The sequence below is a fragment of the Epibacterium sp. ABZ3_068 genome (genome assembly GCF_056159265.1).
On record NZ_JBSWUV010000001.1, the window covers coordinates 3,347,465 to 3,370,563 of the forward strand.

Genomic DNA, 23,099 nt, shown 5'->3' on the forward strand with positions numbered 1-23,099 from the left:
GTGCACCTTACCATGCGGATGGCCTGCAAATCGGCCTAAGACAGCACACATATCAAAGGTCTACCCTGAATAATCCAAATAGACTGTTCCGGGGAACAGGGCTGTTTGTCAAGAAACCCCGGATCACGTGATGGTAATTCTGCGCAGGTTGGCGAGGAAAACAGCCTTTGCCAGCCTTTTGCAGGCGCATCGACAAAATCCGCGAACCTCTTTCCGCCCAGTACCGTTCAGGCCCTACTCCGCCGCAACTTTCTTTGATTCCAACATCGGCTTCAGATACCGCCCGGTATGGCTGCGGGGATTTGCTGCAATGTCTTCTGGCGTACCGGCCGCGACGATCTCACCGCCGCCACTACCGCCTTCGGGACCGATGTCGATCACCCAATCGGCAGTTTTCACCACGTCCAGATTGTGTTCTATCACCACAACAGAATTGCCCTGTTCCACCAGTTCATGCAGCACTTCCAACAACTTGCGCACATCTTCGAAATGCAGACCCGTGGTCGGTTCATCCAGAATATAAAGCGTGCGACCGGTGGAGCGTTTGGCCAGTTCCTTGGACAGTTTCACCCGCTGCGCCTCACCACCGGACAGGGTTGTCGCCTGCTGGCCCACCTTGATATAGCCAAGGCCCACCCGCATCAACGCGTCCATCTTGTCCCGGATGGTCGGCACCGCCTGAAAGAACTCCTGCGCGTCTTCCACGGTCATATCCAGCACATCAGCAATGGATTTCCCCTTGAACTTGATCTCCAGCGTTTCGCGGTTATAGCGCGCACCGTTACAGGTTTCGCAGGTGACATAAACATCCGGCAGGAAGTGCATTTCCACCTTGAGGACCCCATCCCCCTGACAGGCTTCACAGCGTCCGCCCTTGACGTTGAACGAAAAGCGACCCGGTTTATAGCCACGCGCCTTGGCTTCGGGCAGGCTGGCAAACCAGTCCCGAATGGGCGTAAAGGCCCCGGTATAGGTCGCCGGGTTCGACCGGGGTGTGCGCCCGATGGGGCGCTGGTCGATGTCGATCACCTTGTCCAGATGTTCAAGCCCCTTGATCGTCTCACAGGGGGCCGGTGTCTGGCGCGCGCCGTTCAGCCGCATCGAGGCCGTCTTGAACAGGGTTTCAATCGTCAGCGTGGATTTCCCGCCGCCCGAGACACCGGTCACACAGACAAATTTTCCCAGCGGGAATTCGGCGGTGACATCCTTGAGGTTGTTGCCGCTGGCCTTTACCACTTTGATCTTTTTCTTGTTGCCCTTACGGCGGCTCGTCGGAACCGCAATCTCGCGTCGGCCCGACAGATACTGCCCGGTCATGGAGTTCTCATCCGCTGTGATCTCAGCCGGAGTGCCACGGCTGACCACCTGCCCACCGTGCACACCGGCGCCGGGGCCAATATCAAAGACGTAATCCGCCTGACGGATCATGTCTTCGTCGTGCTCAACCACGATGACCGTATTGCCCTGATCACGTAGGTTTTTCAGTGTGGTAATCAGCCGGTCATTGTCGCGTTGGTGCAGACCAATTGACGGCTCATCCAGAACATAGAGTACCCCTGTGAGGCCAGACCCGATTTGTGAGGCCAGACGGATCCGCTGGCTTTCCCCGCCGGACAGCGTACCGGAGGCGCGTGACAGTGTCAGATATTCAAGGCCGACATTGTTCAAGAAACCCAGCCGTTCCCGGATCTCTTTGACAATGGCGCGGGCAATCTCTTGCTTCTGAGGCGTCAGATGGTTCGGTACATCCTCGATCCACTCCAGCGCCTTGCGGATGGATTTTTCCACCACCTGGCCGATGTGCAATCCGCCGATCTTGACCGCCAACGCCTCTTCCCGCAGGCGATAGCCACCGCAGTCGCCGCAATGACGGTTGTTCTGATAACGTTCAAATTCTTCGCGGATCCAGTTGCTGTCGGTTTCGCGATAGCGCCGCTCCATATTGGGGATCACACCTTCAAAGACGCGGGTGACATTATAGACCCGCCCGCCCTCGTCGTAGCGAAAATCAATTTCCTCATCACCTGATCCATAAAGGAACACCTGCTGCACCTTCTTGGGCAGGTCCTTCCAGGGCGTGTTCTTGTCAAACTCATAGTGTTTGGCGATGGCTTCAATGGTCTGCAGGAAATAGGGTGACTTCCCCTTGCGCCAGGGCGCAAGCGCGCCGTCATAAACCTTGAGCGTATGATCCGGCACCACAAGACGTTCATCAAAGAACAGCTCTACCCCCAGACCGTCACAAGACGGGCACGCCCCAAAGGGCGCGTTAAAGGAAAACAGGCGGGGCTCGATCTCGGGGATGGTGAAGCCGCTGACAGGGCAGGCAAAATTCTCACTGAAAGTGATCCGTTCCGGGTCCCCTTCGCGCGGGGCCGTCTCCAGGATCGCAATCCCATCGGCCAGATCGAGTGCCGTCCGCAGACTGTCCGCCAGACGGGTTTCGATCCCCGGTTTAACCACCAGACGATCCACCACCACGTCGATGTCATGGCGGTATTTCTTGTCCAATGTGGGCGGGGTGTCCAGCTCGTGGAATTCCCCGTCGACCTTCACACGCTGGAAACCCTGCTTGCGCAGCTCCAGCATCTCTTTCTTGTATTCACCCTTGCGGTCCCGCACGATCGGGGCCAGCAGGTATCCCCGCGTCCCCTCCTCCAGCGTCATGATCCGGTCAACCATGTCCTGCACCTGCTGGGCTTCGATTGGTTGTCCCGTCGCCGGGCTATAGGGCGTGCCCGCACGCGCAAACAGCAAACGCAGATAGTCATAGATCTCGGTGACCGTGCCCACCGTGGAGCGCGGGTTCTTGGACGTGGTCTTCTGCTCAATCGAAATCGCCGGGGACAGACCGCTGATATGGTCCACATCAGGCTTTTCCATCATATCCAGGAACTGACGCGCATAGGCCGAGAGGCTTTCGACGTATCGACGTTGTCCTTCCGCATAGATCGTATCAAACGCCAGCGAGGATTTACCCGAACCTGACAGGCCAGTGATCACTACCAGCTCATCGCGAGGAATATCCACGTCAATGTTCTTCAGGTTATGCTCGCGCGCGCCGCGCACTTCGATGGTTTTCAACTCAGCCATACTGCCCTCAGTCCTCGTCTTCGCACCCCTTTGGGCACCGGCTCCCCTAGAGATAGGGAAAGAGCTGCGAGTCTCCAATAGAAAAAAGTGAACAAAATGTGAACAGCCCCAATTCCGCCCTAACTCAGCGCTTGGCGACGGGCCCGTGACAGCAATTCATGCGTCATTGCGCCCAGCAGGTAAAGCGCAACAAGCATGGCGATCATTGCAGGCAACCCTCCAATGCCGATGGCGTAAAGCAATACAGGCGTTCCAAGGAAATTCCCCAGGTTACCGGCCTGCGCCATGGCGCCATTGGCCTCTGCCTGGTCGGCAGAGATCGGGTTCAGCTGCGGCACGGCGGCAAAACTTGCCCCCTGAACCAGCCCAAGGGAGGCGCCCAAAGCGATCGCCAGAACCGCTCCTCCATCTGTCAGGGCAATCCCCATTGCAGTGGCCGCGCTGAGCAAGAAGCCCAGCTGTACCACACGCACCGCAGGCAGAAGCCGCGTCAACGACACCCCCAGGGTCATGGAACTCAGGATCGAGACAAGTGGAATGGCCATCATCACCATATCGCGCCAATCGGGATCAATATACCGGGGCAGCAGTGTCAAAAGCGCGACAAAACCAGAGGCATAAAACAGCCACCCCGCCGCCGGCCCCATCTTGCTGGCCGAAGTGTATATCTGCCGGTGCAACGCAAACCAGCCCGCCACCGACGGCAACCTCTGCGGCGCTGGCGCAGCGGTACGGCGCAGGAACATACTCAGCGCGAGCGCCAGCCCTGCCATGATCGCCCCGTGCCCGACAAAAACCCAAAGCACGCCCAAACGCGCCTCAATGACCCCGGCCGCCAGCGAAGTCAGCGCAAAGGAAACCCCAAAGAAGGAGCCCCATATGGTCATCGCCAGATTGCGATGACGCGGTCCGGCCAATGAGGCGATCAACGTGGGCCCCGCCACAACGATCCCAAGGTGCGATGCGCCCTCAACCGCGCGGCTGATCAAAAAGGCCCAGAACGGCAAATGCAGCCCCTGCAGAACCCCCATGACCGCCCCAACCCCAAGACAAAGGATCAATACCGTCCTGTACCCCAGTCGCGCGGCCAGCAGGCCCGCAACTGTTCCCAAAAGGATCCCGCACAGGCCAACCAGTGAAACGGACAGGCTCAGGGCCTGGCCTGCCTCCGGGTACAAAGGCCCCAGCGAATCAAACACAACCGAAACCTTGCCGTATTGCGCAGCCGCGCCAAGACCGGCGGCCCAGATCAAAAAGATCTCAACCCAGGGTGTCTTTGTCTCCACCACGCTCATTGTGCTGCCCCCGTTTAGAACCCGCGTCAAAACCAAGTGGGCTTTGTGACTGATTTTGGAAAGATGCGTAGCATTTGGTGTAAATTTTTCCAACAGGGCGCGTCGATGGTAACAGAACCCTCTGAAAAATCCCCCTATCCCCTCGTAAACATGAATAAATAACCGATTTCATCAGCCCCCGGCCAGCTGTCATCCCCGGACAATGAGGTAACGTCAGGAATGGTTAAACGTTGATTGATCCCGGCGCGCAACTCTTCGCTTTATGGTAGATTTAACCCAAGACCACGGTGCAGCTCATCGTGTTGAGCTTCAAACGCTACGGAAACCGCATCACCGCTCGGACACATCAAAGGAAGCGACATATGACCAAACGCTTACCCGATCCAGGATCCTCCCCTATGGGTCTGCGCGCTCTTGCAGCTGTTTTCACTCTGGCCGTCGCCCCAGCCTCTGCTGGTCCGGCCCCTGTTGATTTCCCCTCAGCGCCGCGCGCCATGTTGGTGATGGATGGCTCAAATTCCATGTGGGGGCAGATTGATGGCACGGCCAAAATAACCATCGCCCGCGATGTGGTACGCGACCTGCTGGAGGATCTCCCGGATGAGGTCGCCCTGGGTCTAACGGCCTATGGCCACCGCAAGACAGGCGATTGCCACGATGTTGAGGTTATGGTGGCTCCGGGTCAAAACAACCGGGATACTATCGCACAACAGATCAGCGCTCTGAAACCCAAGGGGAAAACCCCAATGGCCGAAGCGGTGCGCCAGGCAGCGCGCTCCCTTGGCAACAGCCGCGCACCGGCCACCGTGATCCTGGTCTCTGACGGGGTAGAAACCTGCGCCCCGGATGTCTGTGCGGTTGCCGCAGAACTGGAACAATCCGGTGTTGATTTTACCGCCCATGTGATCGGCTTTGACGTCAAAGAAGAAGAAGCCCGGACACAATTCGCCTGCATTGCAAAGGCCACCGGCGGGCGCTACCTCTCAGTCGAGACCGCCGAAGAGCTGAGCAGCGCGCTGATCGCAACCACGCGCTTTCAAACCACTGAAACAAACCTGCCGCTGATTACGCAATCGGGTCGGCTTTACTTTGTTGCCTCTCACAAGATGCGCGGCAAGCTGCAGAACCTGCCGGCCCATTGGCAGCTGGAAGATCAAAATGGCAACCCGGTCATGACCGGGTTTCACAATGCGGGTGGCCAGATCGACCTGAAACCAGGCACCTATCGGCTGACGGCCACGGATTCCGAAAGCGGCCGCGCGCAAACCCGCCGCATTCAGGTCACCAACGGCGGCAGTATGCAGATTACCCTTCTGTTTCCTTAGCGAAAGTCCCCCGCGCGGGCCCACCGACACAACAAAAACCCGCGCCATCTCAAACGAAACGCCCCGGTCCAGAACGGACCGGGGCGCTTTTTTTGTTGTCGTTTGACCGAGCGGTCGGATCACATGTGGATCACACGATCAAAGGCATCCAGAACAGATTCATGCATCATCTCAGACAGCGTGGGATGCGGGAAAACAGTGTTCATCAGGTCTTCTTCGGTGGTTTCCAGCTGGCGGCCCACAACGTAACCCTGGATCATCTCTGTCACCTCGGCGCCCACCATATGCGCGCCAAGCAGCTCACCTGTTTTGGCGTCAAAGATGGTTTTGATCATGCCTTCCGGTTCACCCAGCGCAATCGCCTTGCCATTGCCGATGAAGGGGAAGCGGCCAACCTTGATGTCAAAGCCCAGCTCTTTTGCCTTGGCTTCGGTATATCCGACGCTGGCCACCTGCGGATGGCAATAGGTGCAGCCGGCAATGCTTTCGGGTTTCACCGGATGCGCATGTTTGCCCGCGATGAGCTCGGCCACCATGACACCTTCATGGGAAGCCTTATGGGCAAGCCAAGGTGCTCCAGCGATGTCGCCGATGGCATAAAGTCCATCAACGCCGGTCCGGCAGTAGGCATCGGTTACCACATGGGTGCGATCCAGTTTGACACCCAGCGCTTCCAGCCCCAGATTTTCGACATTGCCGACGATCCCAACGGCAGAGATCACGGTGTCGAACTCTTGCGTCTCGACCTTTCCGCCCACTTCGATATGCGCGGTGACCTTGCCCTTGCCTCGATCCAGCTGTTTGACCATGGCTTTTTCCATGATCTTCATCCCCTGTTTGACAAAGGCTTTCTTGGCAAAGGCAGAGATCTCAGCATCTTCCACCGGCAACACGCGATCCATCACTTCGACGACGGTCGTATCTGCGCCCAAAGTGTTGTAGAAGCTGGCAAATTCAATACCAATCGCACCCGATCCGATGACCAGCAGTTTTTTCGGCATCCGCACCGGATCCAGTGCGTGTTTGTATGTCCAGACCAGATCACCATCCGCCTCGAGACCCGGCAGTTCACGAGCCCGCGCACCGGTGGCCAGCACGATGTTCTTGGCGGTCAGCTCTTCGGTGCCTTTGTCGGTTTTGACGGAGACCTTGCCCTTGGCCGGGAGTGTCGCCTCTCCCATGACCACGGTGACTTTGTTCTTCTTCATCAGATGGCCAATCCCACCGGACAATTGTTTGGCAACTCCGCGCGACCGTTTGACCACAGCGTCCAGATCGTAACCGATGTTATCCGCCTTCAGGCCAAAATCCTTGGCACGCTCCATCAGGTGGAACACTTCGGAGGAGCGCAACAGAGCCTTGGTCGGGATACAGCCCCAGTTCAGACAAATGCCGCCGAGGTGTTCACGCTCAACGATACAGGTTTTCAGCCCCAGTTGAGCCGCGCGAATAGCTGCCACATAACCGCCGGGGCCGGCGCCAACTACGATCACGTCAAAATTCTGTCCGGCCATGATGCTCCTCGCCAAAATCAGGTTCCCGAAATTTAGTTTACCATTAAACTACTTTCACCTACGCCGCAACGATGGCGATGCATATCTGCTATGCAACGTCGGAAATCCAGCCAACACCGCAAGGTTGAACGAATTTCTTCAACGTCTCCAGGATATTAAACGCAAAAAACCGCCCCTCATACTGGGACGGCTTTGCAACAGGCGTGTGTATGCGCCTGTATTTGCGATAATTTATTCAGCGGCCTGCAGGCTGCGAACCGTGGAGCCATAGCCCCCGGCCGAAACATAATCTTTCTCCGCGCAGGTGCTGTTACGGCCCAAAGCGTCGTTGCGATAGGGAAAGCGCCCAAACAGGCGGATCACTTCGCGGTGGGCCCGTGCATGCAGGAGGTTAGACAGGCCGGTTTCCGGCATGTGGTCCATGAACATACGGATGCAGCGTTCCTGGTCACACAGGTTTTCCGAATGCATCAACGGCAGATAGAAGAACTGGCGTGCAGGTTCATCAATCTTCATATCCCACTTCATGTCGATCGCCTTCTTGGCCACCGCACGCGCCAAAGCATCGGTTTCAAACGCCTTCGCCGTACCACGGAACATATTGCGCGGCAGCTGATCGGTCAGGATGATGTAGGCCAAGGCCCCTGTGGGATAGGTCAGCCACATGGAAAACTTACCCGCACAGGCGGCTTCCCAAGTTGTCAGGAACTCATCTCTGATCTCTTGATCCAGCGCTTTATCCTGGATGTACCACCCTTGCGCTCCGACTTTATCAAGCCAGAATTCCAGGATCTGTTCGGGCCCTTTCATGGGACGATCTCCGTAAAAATACTGATGACACTAATAGGGACGATTTTACATCCCGTTTACAAGCGGAAGACCAGTCACAAATTGCAACGTCGGGCAAATTTGGTGAAATAAATGGCATCTTTTCTTGAGCTTAGCGCTACCATTACGGTTCTTGGGCGGCTTCTTGCTCCTCAAGCTCGGTTTCGATGACGTATTCCTGGGCCCATTCCGCAGCAACGGCCGTTGATGTTGGCGCCATCACTGCCATCGGACCCGTGGTTTCCAGATCGACGGTTGGACGCTGAGTCGCGCGATAGGCCGCATAAAGCGCAATCGCCACAAAAAGGGCTGCCATAAACAGGAAGTATCCAGCCGGTCCAAACAGCTGTTCCGACATCAGCCAACCGGTGATCATCGGCCCCGCCACAGCGCCAAGCCCGTTGATAAAGACAAGCCCGCCCGAAGCCGCCGGCATATCTTCATGCGACAGGAAGTCGTTTGTATGCGCAATCAACAGAGAATACAGCGGCGTGGTCATCCCGCCCAGGGCAAATCCCGCCCCCAACAGCATCGGGTAGTGTTCCGGCTCGACCATCCCGACAAATCCAGCAGCTGCGGCGATCCCGGCAGTTGTCACAATCACAAGGCGGCGGTCGACCCGGTCAGACAGCCAGCCAATCGGAAACTGCAACACCAGCGCCCCGATATAGAAAGACGACACAAAGCCGGAGATCTGCGCCAGGGACAGGCCCACATTTGCGCCAAAGACTGCCGACATTCCGACCTGGCCAGAGAAGACTCCGCCCAGCAGAAACATGCCAACACATCCCAGGGGTGAGGCTTTCATCAATTCGCGCAGCGTCATCGGCTTGGCGGTTTCAAACATCGGTGTGGGGGAAATCGACAGTAGGATTGGCGCAAAGGAGACCGAGACCGCGATGGAGGCAATGATAAACGGCAGGTAATCCGACGGATCGCCAACCAAAAGCAGCCCCTGCGCGCCAACCATGCCCAGCGTCATCACCAGCATGTACAACGACAGCGCCTTTCCGCGGTTTTCATTGTCCGAAGCGTCATTCAGCCAGCTTTCGGCCACCACATAAACGCCGGAAAAGCAAAAACCGATCAGAATGCGCCCAAGGCACCAGACCACAGGGTTGGCCAGCGCGGGATAGACGATCATCACGGCAGAAATCAGCGACCCCAGTGCCGCAAAGACCCGCACATGGCCAACACGGCCGATCATCACCGGGGTCAGGCGCGAACCGCCCAGGAAGCCGATAAAATAGGCCGACATCACCAGCGACAGCTCAAAGGGCGAAAACCCCTCGATCGAGCCGCGCACCCCCAACAGGGACCCCTGCAGCCCGTTGCCGATCATCAAGAGGCCGACCCCCAGCAAAAGCGCCCAGGCGCTCGACAGAACTTGTAGCATCTGCCAACTCCTCCTCTTGTCCCGTCTTTTGGAAACAGGTCTTCATTCTGTGGTGAGATTGCCACGCGGCGACCGCGTTGACGGAACTGCCGACTCAGACGCAGCAGCCCTGCCATCTGACCGATGACAGGGCTGCGTTGTCTATGTCATTTCACGACATTTCTGTCCAAAAACCGGCATTCACGGAATAAGAAGCGACGCGTCCCCGTAGGAGAAGAACCGATACCCCTGCCCGACCGCATGATCATATACATGTTTCATGCGGTCTTGCCCCATCAGGGCAGAGACCAGCATCAGAAGCGTCGATTTGGGAAGGTGGAAATTGGTCATCAGCGCATCTGTCACGCAGAAGGTAAATCCGGGATAGATAAAGATATCTGTCTCCCCTTCCCAGGGCGCAATGGCGCCAGTCTCGCGCGCGGCACTTTCGATCAGCCGCAAGGCTGTGGTGCCCACAGGGATGACCCGCCCGCCTGCGGCTTTGGTTGCGGCGATCTCAGAAGCGGCTTCGGCACTGACGCGCCCCCATTCGGCATGCATTTTGTGCGTGGTTACGTCTTCGACCTTGACCGGCAGGAAGGTGCCCGCGCCTACATGGAGGGTCACATGGGTAAAGGTCACGCCCTTTTCTGCCAGCGCCGCCAGCAGCGCCTGATCAAAATGAAGCGACGCCGTGGGGGCAGCCACCGCACCGGTGTTTTTGGCCCAGACGGTCTGATAATCGCTTTTGTCCTGCTCGTCCGCAGGGCGTTTGGCGGCGATATAGGGCGGCAGCGGCATGGCACCGGCGGCGTTCAGAGCCGCATCAAAATCATCCCCGGTCAGATTGAACCGCAAATGCCCCTGCCCGTCTTCCACCGCCTCCAACGTGGCAGAGAGATCCTGTGAGAAGACGATCTCTTCCCCGATTTTCACTTTGCGCAAAGGTTTCAGCAATCCGGCCCAGCAGCCATCGGCGCGCGGTTCCAGCAGGGTCACATCGACCTTGGCCGCCACACGGCCCTGCGCACTGTCCCGAAACCGCTGGCCGAACAAACGTGCCGGAATCACCTTTGTATCGTTCAGAACCAGCCGGTCACCGGGTTTAAGCCAATCCAACAGATCCCCCACGCGCTGGTCGTGGATCGCATCCCCTTGGGCCACCAGAAGCCGCGCCGAGGAGCGCGGGTTAGCAGGCCGCGTGGCAATCAAGTTTTCGGGCAGGTCAAAATCAAAATCGCTGAGTTTCATGGCCCGCTCTCATAAGGGGGTTTCTCCGGCTTGACCATGAAAAAGCGAGACCTAACGCTCTTCCCGCTGCTCGCGCCGTTCCCGCCCCGATTTACGCTCGGGCTGCTCTTCGCCGGGCACTGTCGGTGACTGGCGCCGGAAGATTTCGCGCAGGAAACCAGGCGCCAGCCCCGACAGGGGGTTCACGCTCACTTTTGGATCATCCGCCGTTCCGCGCAGGTTAAAGGAAAAGCCAATCAACCCCTCGCCCTTGCGGGTCAGAACACTACCCACAACATTCACCAGATAGATCGGGGACAGGACGCCCCGCATATCCAGAACGCTGTTTTCCAGATCATAAATCCCGTCCATGGACAGTCCGATGGACGGGCCGACCGCACTGCTTTTGATCAGCTTCAGATGGGTCGGGCCCAGTTCAAACTGCGCTTCAACTTCGCTGAACAAAACGCCTTGCCCCGTCAGTTCGGTGACCAGCCCCACAAGGCTGACCGCATTGACCAGCGCGAGCATCGCCGGGGCTTCCCGGATATAGGTATTGCGCGCGGTGATCTGACCATTGAAGTATCCCGACCTGTTTGCGGGCACGAGCGTCATGTCAAAGCTCCCGCCCGTTGCATGACGCAAGATCCCCGAAGAGCGGAACACGCCGCCCGCGTCATCGGAGCGGACCCGCATGCCCATGCCCCCTTTTTGCGGAACCAGCACGCCGCTGATGGATGTTTGCCCGTTCAGCTGCCCACGGAATTCGCCGTTTACACCGCCCGGCGTGGAAATGCGCCCGCGCATGTTATGGAGCGCGATACTGTCGGTCACCTGCACGCGGTCCATGGCAAATTCGATCGGCCCAACACCGCTGCCGGAACTGCTGCTGCCTGAACCGCTGCTGCCGCTTTCGGCGCCAAAGGGTGCTCTGCGCAGATCCAGCCGCCCGCCTGACAGGGCCAAAGCCGGAGCGGCCCGTCCTCGTCCGGTGAAGGTCGCGCTGGTGTTCAGCCAATTCCCGATCCGGACCGAGGAAAACACCGCCTGGTTCAACCCGCCACCTGCGTTCAGCGTGACCCGGCCACGTGCATCAAGCCCGGCCGCCGACACCTTCAGATCATCCACCCGGGGCACATCGCCCAACGTGACCTGCACGTCCAGATTTCCCTCCGCCCCAGCAGCTTTGCGCCAGCTCAGGGAAGGAATTCGCAGCCCGACCCCTTTTAGATCCGACGTAAGAGAGAGTGTTGGCGGCGCGCCCTCTTCAAAGCTGAGACGATAGGCAGCACGCCCTTCGCCAGATACGGCCCCCCGAGGCAGACCGATGTTGAACGTTTCAACAGTCTCTGGGGACAACGCCACTGTGCCAATGGCCCGATGAGCTTCGGTTTTGCGTGCTTGTCCCAAAGGCAGCCGCCAGTCCACACTGGCCGCAACTCCGCTCAGCGCGCCATCACCGGTGATCTGCACATAGTCCTGATCGCCTTTCACGGTCAGACGGTCGGATGTGACCCGATGCTCTGGCACCAGCTGATCACTGCGTGCATCAAATATGGTGCCGGAGTAATGGTATTCGACCTCTTCAAATGGCAGGTCTTTTTTCAGGGCAAGCGCCATGGTCCCGGTGACGGCTGCTGTTCCCTCGGTCAGATCCACAGGCAGGTTTGCCTTGTTCATCACCAAAAGCGGCTCCCGGTTCAGCAGAGACAAGGCCGCGGTCACCGCACCTCTAGCCGCCAAGCGGACCACAGCCGGGCTGCCCCCTTTGACATCGGTGTCAGGTATGATGAAGGACGTGCCCGACACATCCAGCGTGCCGCCCTGATCCGCAACAACATGGCCTTTGGTGGCCGTGGCCACCAGTCGGTTCCCGTATAATGAGAACTGCCCTGAGGCATTCTGCAATTCCGGCATGAATTTGTGGTAGCGCAGCCGCATGTCCTCGAACCCGAGAGACAGCGACAGGAACGGCTTTTCTCCGGGTCTGCTGCGCAGCGCCAACTGAACGTCGCGCCCAACCCCTTCGAAGATATTTTCCCGCACCCATTGGCGTGGTTTCGGAGGCGCCGCCGAAGGCCACAGGGTTTTCAGCTGCTCAACCGTCACCACATCCGCAGCCCCATCCAATGCATAGGCCCAACCACTGTTTTCATCTGTCCAAACATCGCCACGCAGATGAACTGTGGTCTCCCCCTGGGTTACAGTGGCCTCGCCCAGTTTCAGCCGGAACGGATGCAGCTCCAGTTTAAAATCCGTGGTGACGCCTGAAAATTGTTGCAGCCCATCATAAAGGTCAAAGGGGTTCAGCTGCAGGTCCGAGAATTGCAACTGTCCCACCAGATCCGTGAGCTGACCGTTTTCAATACCGGACAGACGGGCAACCCCCTCCATCTGGCCGCTGCCCCAGCCGGTGGAAATGTTTAGCCCGTCAAACTGCAACAGCTGTTGCGCCGGGAAATAGGTGAAATAGCTGCTGGCGCCGTCAAACGGTACGGGCTTTGCCGCCTTGTCGGGCTGCAATACACCCTTTCCGATCTCCAGACTGGCGGACACGGGCTGCAATCCGCCCTGGCTGTCCAACCGCCCTCGCAGATTGCCGGAGATCGGCGCGCGCAGCGGTTCCAACCACCCAAGTGCAGGGCTTTGAACCGCAATATCCGCGCTTGCAAGTTCGGTAAAAGCAACCCCAAATTCCGCAGCCGTGTCGCCGATCTCAGAGAGATAGTTCGCCTCGACAACACCAACGGTATCTGTTCCGCCAAGCACAGAAAATCCCGCAGACAAAGACACATCCCGTTGCGCACGTTCCAACCGGATATAGCCGCCATCAAAAGTCCAGGCACGCTCGATCCGCAGATCCTCGTATTGCAGCGTGATCGCCTCAATGTCGATTTCTACCAGGCGGCTCAGCCCCGGTTGATCCAGATACAGATCCCATTGTTCGATCAGATCCGGCAGGTTCTGTGCCTGACGTACAGCAGAGGCCCCGTCCGCCAGGCTCAGCGCCATGCTGTCGCCTGCGCGCCGCAAGGTGGCCACCAGCCCGGCCAGATAGACGGATTTTGGCCGAACCTCCCCGCGGAACAGACCCGACATGGACAGAGAGGCCTGTGCGTCGCTCAGCTGGGCCGCAATGCTGCCGTCAGAATAACGCAGGACCACATCGCGCAACCCCACCCGAGGCCGCCAACCTTTGTTGACGATGACCTCCATCGCCCCGAATTCCACATCCAGATCACCCAGCTGGTTTTCGATGACGGTCTCGATCCTGCCCCGCAACCAGGGCGGCACATCAAACTGACGCCCCTGACCGAAATAGATCAACACGGCCAACAGAAGACACAGCACAGTCAGCCAGCGCAGCAGGACAATGCCCATCCGCCGCACGCCCAGAACCCAGGGGCTGGGTGCCAGCAGCGTGTCAGGGGCAATCTCCTGCTCCGAAACATCCTCTACGTCAGAATTATGCGGGTCGGGTGCGATCTTTATTTGTCCCTTGCAGCTTATCACCTAGATATAGCCGGAAAACTTTGAAACATTCTATCTGGAGACCCATTCCATGCTCAGCCCCAACGACATTGCCCCCGATTTCACCCTGCCGCGCGATGGCGGCGACGAGGTGACGCTTAGTGCGCTCAAAGGGCAAGCGGTGGTTCTTTTCTTTTATCCCCGTGATGATACGCCAGGCTGCACCAAGGAATCCATCGGATTTTCCGAACATCTGCAACAGTTTGCCGACCTGGGCGTGGCGGTCTTTGGGATCTCAAAGGACACTGTGGCCAAACATGAAAAATTTGCCACCAAACACGGGCTCACCGTACCACTTTTGTCAGATGCCGAAGGGGACACCTGCGAGCGTTACGGGGTCTGGGTGGAAAAGAACATGTATGGCCGCAAGAGCATGGGCATCCAGCGCGCAACCTTCTTGATTGGCGCGGATGGCACATTGGCCAGAATCTGGCCAAAGGTCAAAGTCCCCGGACATGTAGAGGAGGTTCTGGAGGCCGCCCGCGCGCTCTGAGGCAAACCGACCCCTCCCGCCCCTGCGCATGCGCCCTTTCGGGCACCTGCTGGCAGCGTTGGGCCACGCGCCGCGCAAGGCGCGCGGCGCACCACCGATTGCCGCATAGGTTCCCCCTTGCCAACGCTTTCGCTTCGGAGCCACCCATCACCTGTCCCCGGTCGGCCACTGCGCCCGTCCGGTGCAAGAAAAATCTCCGAGGGGTCCCGCGTCCTGAGCGGGGAGACGGTTATTTTCCTTGCAGCGGACAGGGTGCAATGGCAGGGGACAAATCAGGGGGTGGGATGGCCCGAAGCTTTCGCTTTGGTGGGGCCCGGATCCAACCCAACCCCTTTCAACGCCACTCTTACCTGCCGCGGATGCTTTTATGACCAACTCTCCTTTAACCCTCGCGGAAATGGCAACCCAGGTGCTGACCACCGCTGACGGGCGCGCCAAAACCGAGCTCTCCCGGCGTCATGCCGCGCAGTGGTTTGCCTATCGCAAAGGCGAAGCCGCGGAAATCGCGATCGGCACCGCCAACCCGCCGCTCCACCCGGCCCGTCCCGAAAAACCCGAGCTGCGCGACCCCCGCGATGTGCCCAAGCGCAAACCGGGATCCGAAGCCGGGCGCAAGGCGCTTCTGCATGCGGTTGCTCATATCGAGTTGAATGCCGTCGACCTTCACTGGGATATTATCGCGCGGTTCTCCCATGTACCAATGCCCCTTGGGTTCTTTGATGACTGGGTTCAATCCGCAGATGAAGAAAGCAAACATTTCAACCTGATGTGTGACTGTCTGGAAAGCATCGGCAGCTTTTACGGCGAACTCCCTGCCCATGCGGGCATGTGGCGCGCGGCTGAAGACACCGCCGAAGACCTGATGGGACGTCTCGCAGTGGTGCCGATGGTTCTGGAGGCCCGTGGCCTTGACGTCACCCCCGGCATGATCGAGATTTTCAAAAAGGCAAATCTGACCCAGGCCGTAGACGCGTTGAACGTGATTTACGCAGAGGAAGTCAGCCATGTGGCCTTTGGAGCAAAATGGTTTAACTTCCTGTGCGGACGAGATGGGCGCGACCCCAAAGAGCTGTTTCATGAGCTGGTGCGAAAATATTTCCACGGCGCACTCAAGCCCCCGTTTAACGAAGAAAAACGCGCCGAGGCGGGCATTCCACCGGATTTCTACTGGCCGCTTTCTGACCAGATCCGCCCCCTGCCAGGCTGGCAATAAGCCGCCCATCGGCAAGGAATCGCTCATACACTCCCGTAAAACAGCGGCAAAACCCGCTGTTTGACCGGTTCTATCGATCAAATGCTTGCTCAAAGGTAACAGTCTGTTTAATTCGTAGCTGCAAGGCCACTTAATTGACGATCCGCGCCCAGACGGCCCGGCAGGCTGTTGGATGAATTGGAACGGAGCGCGCTGATGCGATCGCGTCTTGGCATCAAGGTTCACGCCTTTCTCGAACGACGCTTCCCAGAGCGCCGCATCTTTGTAAAATCCGACTCTGACACGCGGTTTGTCCGTCTGAGCTCTGAAACGCAGCTGTTTGCTGCCATTGGCCTGACCGCGGTTGTTACCTGGTCCATTGTTGCCTCGGCCATTGTGCTGATGGACAGTATCGGCGCCGGCAACTTTCGCGAACAGGCAAAACGGGACCAGATCACATACCGCGAACGCCTGAATGCAATTTCCGTAGAACGGGACGACCGCGCTGCTGAGGCGCTGGCAGCCCAGGAGCGGTTCAACTCGGCACTTGTGCAGATCTCGGCCATGCAGTCCGAGCTTCTGGCCTCTGAAACCCGCCGCCGCGAGTTGGAGACCGGAATTGAGGTCATCCAGACCACCCTGCGCAAAACCATGCGTGAGCGGGAAACCGCCCGTCAGGCGCTGGCAGATCTGCGTGAACAGACACAGGACGGCGCCGCCAATCAGCTTGCCGCAGCCTCCCTGCCCGCGCAGATGGGTTTTGTTGCTGACGCCCTTGCGGAAACCGCCGAACAACGAGACCAGATTCTGGCGGATGCGCAATCCGCACTGGATGAACGGGACGAGTTGAAACTGGAAATGCGCCTGATGGAAGAGCGCAACGATCAGATCTTCCGCCAGCTCGAAGAAGCCATGGAGGTTTCGGTCGAGCCTTTGGACAAAATGTTCCGCCGCGCCGGCATGCCGCCTGAGCGGATTATTGAACAAGTGCGCCGGGGCTATAATGGCCAGGGCGGGCCGCTGGAACCCCTTGCGATGTCGACCAGCGGCGAGGCCCCGGATGCCGATACCCTGCGCGCCAATGATCTTCTGGCGAAAATGAGCCAGCTGAACCTTTACCGTCTGGCCGCCGAACGCGCGCCTTTTGATGTTCCTGTAAACCTGAATGACGTGCGCCAATCTTCGGGGTTCGGCTATCGTCGCGACCCCAAGACCGGCGGACGCCGCCTGCACAAAGGCACTGATTTTGCAGGTTCAACAGGCACCGATATCTTTGCGACGGCGGATGGCGTCGTGACGACAGCCGGATGGCAATCCGGCTATGGCCGTCTTGTCGTAATCAAACACGACTTTGGCATTGAAACTCGTTATGCCCATAATTCAAACATCCGCGTCAAGGTCGGCCAAAGGGTCTCGCGCGGGGATCACATTGCTGATATGGGTAACACTGGACGGTCCACCGGAACCCACCTCCATTATGAGGTTCGGGTCGATGGAGAACCTGTAAACCCGATGATCTATATCAAGGCTGCAAGAAATGTTTTCTAAAAGCAAAATCAACGAACCCGGTACCAAAGCTGACAGCACGACACCTGCTCCGGCTGCTCCTTCCGCTGCTCCGTCAGCGCCTCCAGCACCTGCCTCTGATTTCAAGGCAAGCGCTCCAAAGGCAAAACCGCCGGCATCGCTTCTGTCCTCTGATCTGCACATCACAGGTAACCTGAAAACCACCGGTGACATTCAGGTCGAAGGCACCGTCGAAGGCGACATCCGCGCGCATCTTCTGACCATTGGTGAAAGCGCCACCATCAAGGGCGAAGTCACCGCCGATGACGTGGTTATCAACGGTCGCATCGTCGGCCGTGTGCGTGGCCTCAAAGTCCGCCTGACCGCCACCGCGCGTGTCGAAGGTGACATCATCCACAAAACCATCGCTATTGAGTCCGGTGCCCACTTCGAAGGTTCCGTTCAACGCCAGGATGACCCGCTGAACCCAGGCAAAGCAGCCGCCAAACCGGCCGCAGCCCCAGCACAGGGTTGATCTAATTAGTGGTTTTAGGCCCCTCTTAGGCTCCCATTTCTAAAACGCCGCAGATTACTGTGGCGTTTTTTTTGTTTCCACTTCAAATGCCATGCTAACCTTCTGATTGTTTCTTCATGCCAAGCATCAAGTCAGGCTGAAAAATAAAATTTGTTAAATATCTCTTGACGCAATTCTACTTTTAAGTGATTTAGCATGGGCAAAATATCGCTTATCATAATAAATTTATTGGAGAAATGATTTGGCCCGTATCCTGGTCACCGCCTTTTCCTCGCAAACGCAAGCATCTAATCTGTTCTCTTTTTTCAACGACGACAGCCTGAGAATCACATCACAAACGTCTCGCGTAATCCGCTCTGAAGGCGATGATGGTCTATTTTTTGAGTATATCGGCGACTTCTCCAATTCGAACCGCTTTCAATGGGTTTTAACGTCAATCCGTGTCGGCTTCGGCACGACGACCGTTCTCTTGGTCGATGATTTTTCGATTAATCTGAGCGCGTTCGCCTTTAGCAGCGATCCTTTTGGGTTGATAACCGCTGGGGACGATTTGACGATCGCAAATTCGGATCTGGATTTGCAATGGTCGGGCAATGCAGGTGATGACCTCTTTGTTCTAGGCACGGGTGACGACACAATTTTTGGCGGAAGCGGATCCGATACTCTGTCTGTAGAGGACCGTTTCTTTGACGCTTCGGCGGAATACAGTTTCGCAGGCGCGCGGCTTTCGACCCGTGACGGCGGCGACTCTTTGTTGAGCGTAGAGTTCGTCCAGTTCACAGATCACCTTGCTGCGCTCACCGGTGGGACCAACCGTTCGGAAAGCTTGCGAGGCAACCAGAACTCTGAAACCTCTCATGATCTTATCGTTGGTGGTGCCGGAAATGATACGATTGCAGGCCTTTCGGGAATTGATCTTCTTTTTGGCGGCGATGGCTCAGATGTTCTGGACGGTGGACGCGGGCGTGATCGGCTTTTGGGCGGAGCCGACAATGACGTGCTGACTGGCCGTGGTGGACGTGACGAGCTGAACGGTGGCAGCGGGCATGATCGTGTGTCAGGCGGTGGCGGTGCCGATCGTCTTGTTGGGGAAAGCGGCCGGGACAGGTTGTTCGGGAACTTCGGTGACGACACGCTCGACGGAGGAACCGGCCGGGACCGGCTGTATGGCGGGGCAGACAACGACCTTCTGAGCGGCGGCGCTCACAAGGATGTTTTGAACGGAAACAGCGGCGATGACACGCTTTTCGGTGGCAGAGGCGGCGATCTCCTGCGGGGCGGATCCGGAAATGATGAGCTGTCAGGCCAGGGCGGCAATGACACGCTTATTGGTCAGTCCGGTGATGATACTATTTCCGGTGGTGCAGGCTCAGACACCTTTGTGTTCAACCGTGGCAACGGACGCGATGTCCTGCTCGACTTTACCGTCGGCAAGGACGTGATTTCCATCAGCAATGGTGCCGACGACCTGGATGACATCACCTTTGTTGCGGATGGCGCAGATGTTATTATGAGCTTTGACAATGTGGAAGTGCGTGTCGAGGGCATCTCTGTTTTAGAGCTGCAGGACGCTGATAACTTCCTGTTCTGATCTCCGGATAACAGTTATGACGCAAAACAGCACCCGGCCATTTGGTCGGGTGTTTTTCTGTTGGAGGCCGCGCAGGAAATCCACGCAGTTTCCACAAAAAAAGCGCGACCGAAATCGCGCTTTCTGAAACGTTTTAACAGGTGGTCACTTATTCCGTAACGGTAACCTTGGACATTTGATCCGGTTCGCCAATGACCGCGCCATTGGGGCCTTTGCCGCGTTTGATGGCGTCGACGACATCCATGCCTTCGGTGACTTTGCCCACAACGGTGTATTGGCCGTTCAGGAAGTAACCCGCGTCAAACATGATGAAGAACTGGGAATTGGCGCTATCGGGGTTTTGCGCCCGTGCCATCCCCACTACACCGCGTTCGAACGGAATGTCGGAGAATTCAGCCTTCAGGTCCGGGCGGTCTGATCCGCCGGTGCCCGCGCGGCGCATATCTTCGCCGATCTTGCCAAATTGCACATCGCCGGTTTGCGCCATAAAGCCGTCGATCACCCGGTGAAACACCACGCCATCATATTTGCCCTCTGCGGCCAAAGCGGTGATCTGTTCAACGTGACCAGGAGCCACGTCTTCGAACAGGTCGATCTGGATGGTGCCATTGGCCTCGCCGGTGACATCGATGGTCAGCCCTGTGGCCAGCGCCGGGCTTGCGCCCAGCACTGCCAGTGCTGCTGCTGCCAGCGCCTTACGCATCTGCAGCAACCTTGACGCTGATCATACGGTCCGGGTTTGCAGGCGGCTCACCTTTGGTGATCGCATCCACATGTTCCATACCTTCGATAACCCGACCGTAAACGGTGTATTGACCGTTCAGGAAGTGGTTGTCCTTGAAGTTGATAAAGAACTGAGAGTTTGCGGAATCAGGCATCGCGGAGCGCGCAGCGCCAAGGGTGCCACGGTCATGCGGCAGCTTGGAGAATTCGGCCGGCAGATCAGGCAGAGAAGAACCGCCGGTGCCCGCCATACGCAGGTTGAACCCGTCTTCCATATCGCCGTTCGCAACATCGCCGGTTTGCGCCATAAAGCCGTCAATCACCCGGTGAAAACAGACGTTGTCATATTCGCCACCACGCGCCAGCTCTTTCATACGCTCAGCGTGTTTGGGGGCCACGTCGGGCAGGAGTTCGATCACCACATTGCCGTCCTTGAGCTCGATGATGATTGTGTTTTCGGGATCCTTGATCTCGGCCATGTGGCCCTCCTCAAATGCAGTAGAATTGCAGCGATAGTTAAGGTGGTTGCGCCCGATTGCCAAGGGAGCATTGACGGATGGGCAAAAAGACCCGAAACAGAGCGCGTTTGTTATGACTGCCGATTTAACCAAAGGAGTTGGGCATGGGCTGGAATTCACTGGATGACATGGATCTGAACGGCAAACGGGTCCTCGTACGCGTTGATATCAACGTCCCCGTTGAAAATGGCCGCGTGACCGATGATACCCGCATCCAGCGGATCGCGCCCACGATCAAGGACATCCTGGCCAAAGGCGGCTCACCAATAATGCTGGCGCATTTTGGTCGACCCAAAGGGCAGCCGGTGCCGGAAATGTCGCTAAAACCGCTGGTGCCTGCGCTCGAAGGGGCCTTTGGCACGTCGGTGACCTTTATTGAACGCCCAAGCCGGGAAGCCATTGACGCCCTGCCCTCTGACGCTGTTGTGCTGGTGGAGAACACCCGCTTCACCCCGATGGAAGAAGCCAATGATCCGCAGATGGCAGGCTTTCTGGCGACTTTGGGTGACATCTATTGCAACGATGCGTTTTCCGCGGCGCATCGGGCACATGCCTCTACCGAAGGCGTTGCCAAACTGCTGCCCAACTGTGCAGGCCGACTGATGCAGGCAGAGCTCACAGCACTTGAAAGCGCGCTGGGGCAGCCGGAACGTCCGGTGACGGCGGTTGTGGGCGGGGCCAAAGTGTCGACCAAGCTGGAGCTTCTGGGCAATCTGGTGGCCAAGGTCGACAATCTGGTGATTGGCGGCGGCATGGCCAATACGTTCCTCGCCGCCCAAGGGATCGACGTGGGCAAATCGCTTTGCGAACACGATATGACCGGCACCGCGGTTGAGATCCTGGAAAAGGCCAAGAGCGCAGGCTGCACCATTGTCCTGCCCAGCGACGTTGTGGTGGCGCGTGAGTTCAAGGCGGGTGCGGAAAATGAAACCGTCGCGGCGGATGCCTGCCCGGCAGATGCGATGATCCTGGATGCAGGCCCCGCCACCGTGGCAGCTGTGTCTGAGGTTCTGGCGGCTTCCAAAACGCTGATCTGGAACGGGCCGATGGGCGCGTTTGAAATCACGCCGTTTGACGCGGCAACAAATGCGGCAGCCCTGAAAGCGGCGGAGCTGACCAAAGCCGGCAAATTGATTTCCGTGGCAGGCGGCGGTGACACGGTTGCGGCCCTCAATCAGGCGGGTGCGGCCGACAGCTTCACCTATATCTCCACCGCCGGCGGCGCGTTCCTGGAATGGATGGAAGGCAAGACCCTGCCCGGTGTGGCCGCACTGGAGGCCTAACGAAGAGGCGCGCCCTCCCGCGCCCTTGTGGACCGCCCTTTGGGCGTCCCAACAGCCTTGGGCCTGGCGCCGCGCTTCTGCGCGGCGCAGTTTCGTTTGTCGCCCTGTTGCGCGTCAGAGATCGCGGCGCGCCAGCGTCAAGGCCAGGCCTTTTGGGGCACCGGTGTCAGTCGGCAAACTGCGCGTCCATCTCTGGACGGTTATAGTCAAGAAGCCATGGCTGATAAGCGTGGTAAAGCCCCGCCAGATGCCTCTTGTCCAGGGCAGCAACATCCATGCCGCGGTCGTCATAGGGGTGCAGAACAAGGCCACGTTCCACATCTGCCAGATAGATCTGCGCCGATGTAGCCGGACGCACGCCGACCTCACTGCCAAGACCAAGCCACAGGACCTCTCGCAACTGCTCCCGCCGGTCAATTTCCGCACAATCCCAATGACGAAACACCGGCCCCAAATCGACATCGACGTCCGGGTCATCGCTTTGATCCAATCCACCCAGGTAGGAAAAACGAGATTTAGGCAGGCCGCAGAGCTTAAAGTGTTTGAGCCGCTTCTTTGGCGGTTCGACCTCGCCATAAGACGCACAGAACAGCCGCAAACACGCCGTGTCCCGAAACAGATCCGCCGCCACCGCATCGGCCCGCTCAAACGCCTGAATAAACCGCTTTATCGGCCGTGCAAACGTGACGTCCTCCCCGCCCAGCTCAAACCTCAAGGCGACATCGTATTTATAAAATACGTCATTTGGAAAATCCGGGCCAGAAAAGGCGGTGGAGAACCGGTCAAAGATGCTGTTCATACCGGCAGGTTAAAGACAGGGTCCACAAGGTTCAAGCCAGACACCAAAGAGCGCTTTGACCGTTTGTTGCGGCGACGCCCCGTCAGACGTGCCAAGTGCTTTTTCAGGCATGGGACGGAAATTATTCACAATGTGGTTTTTGCAATTCACAAAGCACGCGCCCTGTGGCATAGTTTAGTCAGACGTCGGAAAACGACGCGAATTCAAAAAGTTAATCAAAGGTTAACCCACCGAGGCATTTATGGTGGAGTTGACATGCAGCAGTTAG

17 protein-coding genes are annotated in these 23,099 nt (G+C 57.9%); 7 read left to right on the top strand and 10 right to left on the bottom strand.

The genetic code is table 11. The features are described from left to right. Positions 1-234 precede the first annotated feature (234 nt). Both uvrA and ACXAEW_RS16035 read right to left on the bottom strand, forming a co-directional pair. Positions 235-3,093, bottom strand: a complete 2,859-nt coding sequence (gene uvrA, locus ACXAEW_RS16030) for an excinuclease ABC subunit UvrA (RefSeq protein ID WP_474942276.1) — start codon at positions 3,091-3,093, stop codon at positions 235-237. A 119-nt stretch (positions 3,094-3,212) separates the two neighbouring features. Further along, entirely contained in the window at positions 3,213-4,388 is a 1,176-nt protein-coding gene (locus ACXAEW_RS16035; RefSeq protein WP_474942277.1) for an MFS transporter, read from the bottom strand. Between the two features lie 362 nt (positions 4,389-4,750). Between ACXAEW_RS16035 and ACXAEW_RS16040 the strand changes: the two genes are divergently transcribed. Then, positions 4,751-5,713 (top strand): vWA domain-containing protein, encoded by a 963-nt coding sequence (locus tag ACXAEW_RS16040; protein WP_474942278.1) that lies wholly within the window; start codon positions 4,751-4,753, stop codon positions 5,711-5,713. A gap of 119 nt (positions 5,714-5,832) precedes the next feature. Here ACXAEW_RS16040 and lpdA read toward each other — a convergent pair whose 3' ends face one another. The 5 genes from lpdA to ACXAEW_RS16065 form a co-directional block, all read right to left on the bottom strand. Continuing rightward, the gene (lpdA, locus tag ACXAEW_RS16045; RefSeq protein WP_474942279.1) at positions 5,833-7,227 is read right to left on the bottom strand and encodes a dihydrolipoyl dehydrogenase; all 1,395 of its coding nucleotides are present in this window, start codon (positions 7,225-7,227) and stop codon (positions 5,833-5,835) included. A gap of 231 nt (positions 7,228-7,458) precedes the next feature. Next, a complete protein-coding gene (locus tag ACXAEW_RS16050) occupies positions 7,459-8,037 on the bottom strand; it encodes a DUF924 family protein (RefSeq protein WP_474942280.1) in 579 nt (192 codons plus the stop codon). A 142-nt stretch (positions 8,038-8,179) separates the two neighbouring features. Beyond that, a complete protein-coding gene (locus tag ACXAEW_RS16055; protein ID WP_474942281.1) occupies positions 8,180-9,451 on the bottom strand; it encodes an MFS transporter in 1,272 nt (423 codons plus the stop codon). A gap of 180 nt (positions 9,452-9,631) precedes the next feature. After that, on the bottom strand, positions 9,632-10,681 hold the full coding sequence (gene queA / locus ACXAEW_RS16060) for a tRNA preQ1(34) S-adenosylmethionine ribosyltransferase-isomerase QueA (protein ID WP_474942282.1): 1,050 nt from the start codon (positions 10,679-10,681) through the stop codon (positions 9,632-9,634). 51 nt (positions 10,682-10,732) lie between these two features. After that, on the bottom strand, positions 10,733-14,173 hold the full coding sequence (locus ACXAEW_RS16065; protein WP_474942283.1) for a YhdP family protein: 3,441 nt from the start codon (positions 14,171-14,173) through the stop codon (positions 10,733-10,735). 49 nt (positions 14,174-14,222) lie between these two features. Here ACXAEW_RS16065 and ACXAEW_RS16070 point away from each other — a divergent pair, with 49 nt between their 5' ends. The 5 genes from ACXAEW_RS16070 to ACXAEW_RS16090 all read left to right on the top strand — a co-directional run bounded on the left by ACXAEW_RS16070 (position 14,223) and on the right by ACXAEW_RS16090 (position 19,508). After that, positions 14,223-14,684, top strand: coding sequence for a peroxiredoxin (locus ACXAEW_RS16070; RefSeq protein ID WP_474942284.1), 462 nt, complete (start codon positions 14,223-14,225; stop codon positions 14,682-14,684). Between the two features lie 367 nt (positions 14,685-15,051). Continuing rightward, positions 15,052-15,897 carry a ferritin-like domain-containing protein gene (locus ACXAEW_RS16075; protein WP_474942285.1) on the top strand — a complete coding sequence of 282 codons (846 nt, stop codon included), beginning with the start codon at positions 15,052-15,054 and terminating at the stop codon, positions 15,895-15,897. 195 nt (positions 15,898-16,092) lie between these two features. Then, positions 16,093-17,424 (top strand): DUF5930 domain-containing protein, encoded by a 1,332-nt coding sequence (locus ACXAEW_RS16080; protein WP_474942286.1) that lies wholly within the window; start codon positions 16,093-16,095, stop codon positions 17,422-17,424. Continuing rightward, positions 17,414-17,917: a bactofilin family protein gene (locus ACXAEW_RS16085; protein WP_474942287.1), complete on the top strand. Its 504-nt coding sequence runs from the start codon at positions 17,414-17,416 to the stop codon at positions 17,915-17,917. The genes ACXAEW_RS16080 and ACXAEW_RS16085 overlap by 11 nt, the downstream gene beginning before the upstream one ends. A gap of 241 nt (positions 17,918-18,158) precedes the next feature. Next, entirely contained in the window at positions 18,159-19,508 is a 1,350-nt protein-coding gene (locus ACXAEW_RS16090; RefSeq protein WP_474942288.1) for a calcium-binding protein, read from the top strand. Between the two features lie 148 nt (positions 19,509-19,656). Here ACXAEW_RS16090 and ACXAEW_RS16095 read toward each other — a convergent pair whose 3' ends face one another. After that, complete coding sequence (locus ACXAEW_RS16095; RefSeq protein ID WP_474942289.1) at positions 19,657-20,211, bottom strand: peptidylprolyl isomerase; 555 nt, start codon at positions 20,209-20,211, stop codon at positions 19,657-19,659. Next, positions 20,204-20,710: a peptidylprolyl isomerase gene (locus ACXAEW_RS16100; RefSeq protein WP_474942290.1), complete on the bottom strand. Its 507-nt coding sequence runs from the start codon at positions 20,708-20,710 to the stop codon at positions 20,204-20,206. The genes ACXAEW_RS16095 and ACXAEW_RS16100 overlap by 8 nt, the downstream gene beginning before the upstream one ends. Before the next feature lie 143 nt (positions 20,711-20,853). Here ACXAEW_RS16100 and ACXAEW_RS16105 point away from each other — a divergent pair, with 143 nt between their 5' ends. Beyond that, complete coding sequence (locus tag ACXAEW_RS16105) at positions 20,854-22,032, top strand: phosphoglycerate kinase (protein WP_474942291.1); 1,179 nt, start codon at positions 20,854-20,856, stop codon at positions 22,030-22,032. A 166-nt stretch (positions 22,033-22,198) separates the two neighbouring features. Here the strand turns inward: ACXAEW_RS16105 and ACXAEW_RS16110 are convergent, their stop codons facing one another. After that, the gene (locus ACXAEW_RS16110; RefSeq protein WP_474942292.1) at positions 22,199-22,831 is read right to left on the bottom strand and encodes a DUF3885 domain-containing protein; all 633 of its coding nucleotides are present in this window, start codon (positions 22,829-22,831) and stop codon (positions 22,199-22,201) included. Between the last annotated feature and the right edge of the window lie 268 nt (positions 22,832-23,099).

Excerpts from the sequence above, each read along its gene's own strand:
- uvrA (WP_474942276.1), bottom strand. The coding sequence starts at position 3,093 with ATGGCTGAGTTGAAAACCATCGAAGTGCGCGGCGCGCGCGAGCATAAC.
- ACXAEW_RS16035 (WP_474942277.1), bottom strand. The coding sequence starts at position 4,388 with ATGAGCGTGGTGGAGACAAAGACACCCTGGGTTGAGATCTTTTTGATC.
- ACXAEW_RS16040 (WP_474942278.1), top strand. The coding sequence starts at position 4,751 with ATGACCAAACGCTTACCCGATCCAGGATCCTCCCCTATGGGTCTGCGC.
- lpdA (WP_474942279.1), bottom strand. The coding sequence starts at position 7,227 with ATGGCCGGACAGAATTTTGACGTGATCGTAGTTGGCGCCGGCCCCGGC.
- ACXAEW_RS16050 (WP_474942280.1), bottom strand. The coding sequence starts at position 8,037 with ATGAAAGGGCCCGAACAGATCCTGGAATTCTGGCTTGATAAAGTCGGA.
- ACXAEW_RS16055 (WP_474942281.1), bottom strand. The coding sequence starts at position 9,451 with ATGCTACAAGTTCTGTCGAGCGCCTGGGCGCTTTTGCTGGGGGTCGGC.
- queA (WP_474942282.1), bottom strand. The coding sequence starts at position 10,681 with ATGAAACTCAGCGATTTTGATTTTGACCTGCCCGAAAACTTGATTGCC.
- ACXAEW_RS16070 (WP_474942284.1), top strand. The coding sequence starts at position 14,223 with ATGCTCAGCCCCAACGACATTGCCCCCGATTTCACCCTGCCGCGCGAT.
- ACXAEW_RS16075 (WP_474942285.1), top strand. The coding sequence starts at position 15,052 with ATGACCAACTCTCCTTTAACCCTCGCGGAAATGGCAACCCAGGTGCTG.
- ACXAEW_RS16080 (WP_474942286.1), top strand. The coding sequence starts at position 16,093 with ATGCGATCGCGTCTTGGCATCAAGGTTCACGCCTTTCTCGAACGACGC.
- ACXAEW_RS16085 (WP_474942287.1), top strand. The coding sequence starts at position 17,414 with ATGTTTTCTAAAAGCAAAATCAACGAACCCGGTACCAAAGCTGACAGC.
- ACXAEW_RS16095 (WP_474942289.1), bottom strand. The coding sequence starts at position 20,211 with ATGCGTAAGGCGCTGGCAGCAGCAGCACTGGCAGTGCTGGGCGCAAGC.
- ACXAEW_RS16100 (WP_474942290.1), bottom strand. The coding sequence starts at position 20,710 with ATGGCCGAGATCAAGGATCCCGAAAACACAATCATCATCGAGCTCAAG.
- ACXAEW_RS16105 (WP_474942291.1), top strand. The coding sequence starts at position 20,854 with ATGGGCTGGAATTCACTGGATGACATGGATCTGAACGGCAAACGGGTC.
- ACXAEW_RS16110 (WP_474942292.1), bottom strand. The coding sequence starts at position 22,831 with ATGAACAGCATCTTTGACCGGTTCTCCACCGCCTTTTCTGGCCCGGAT.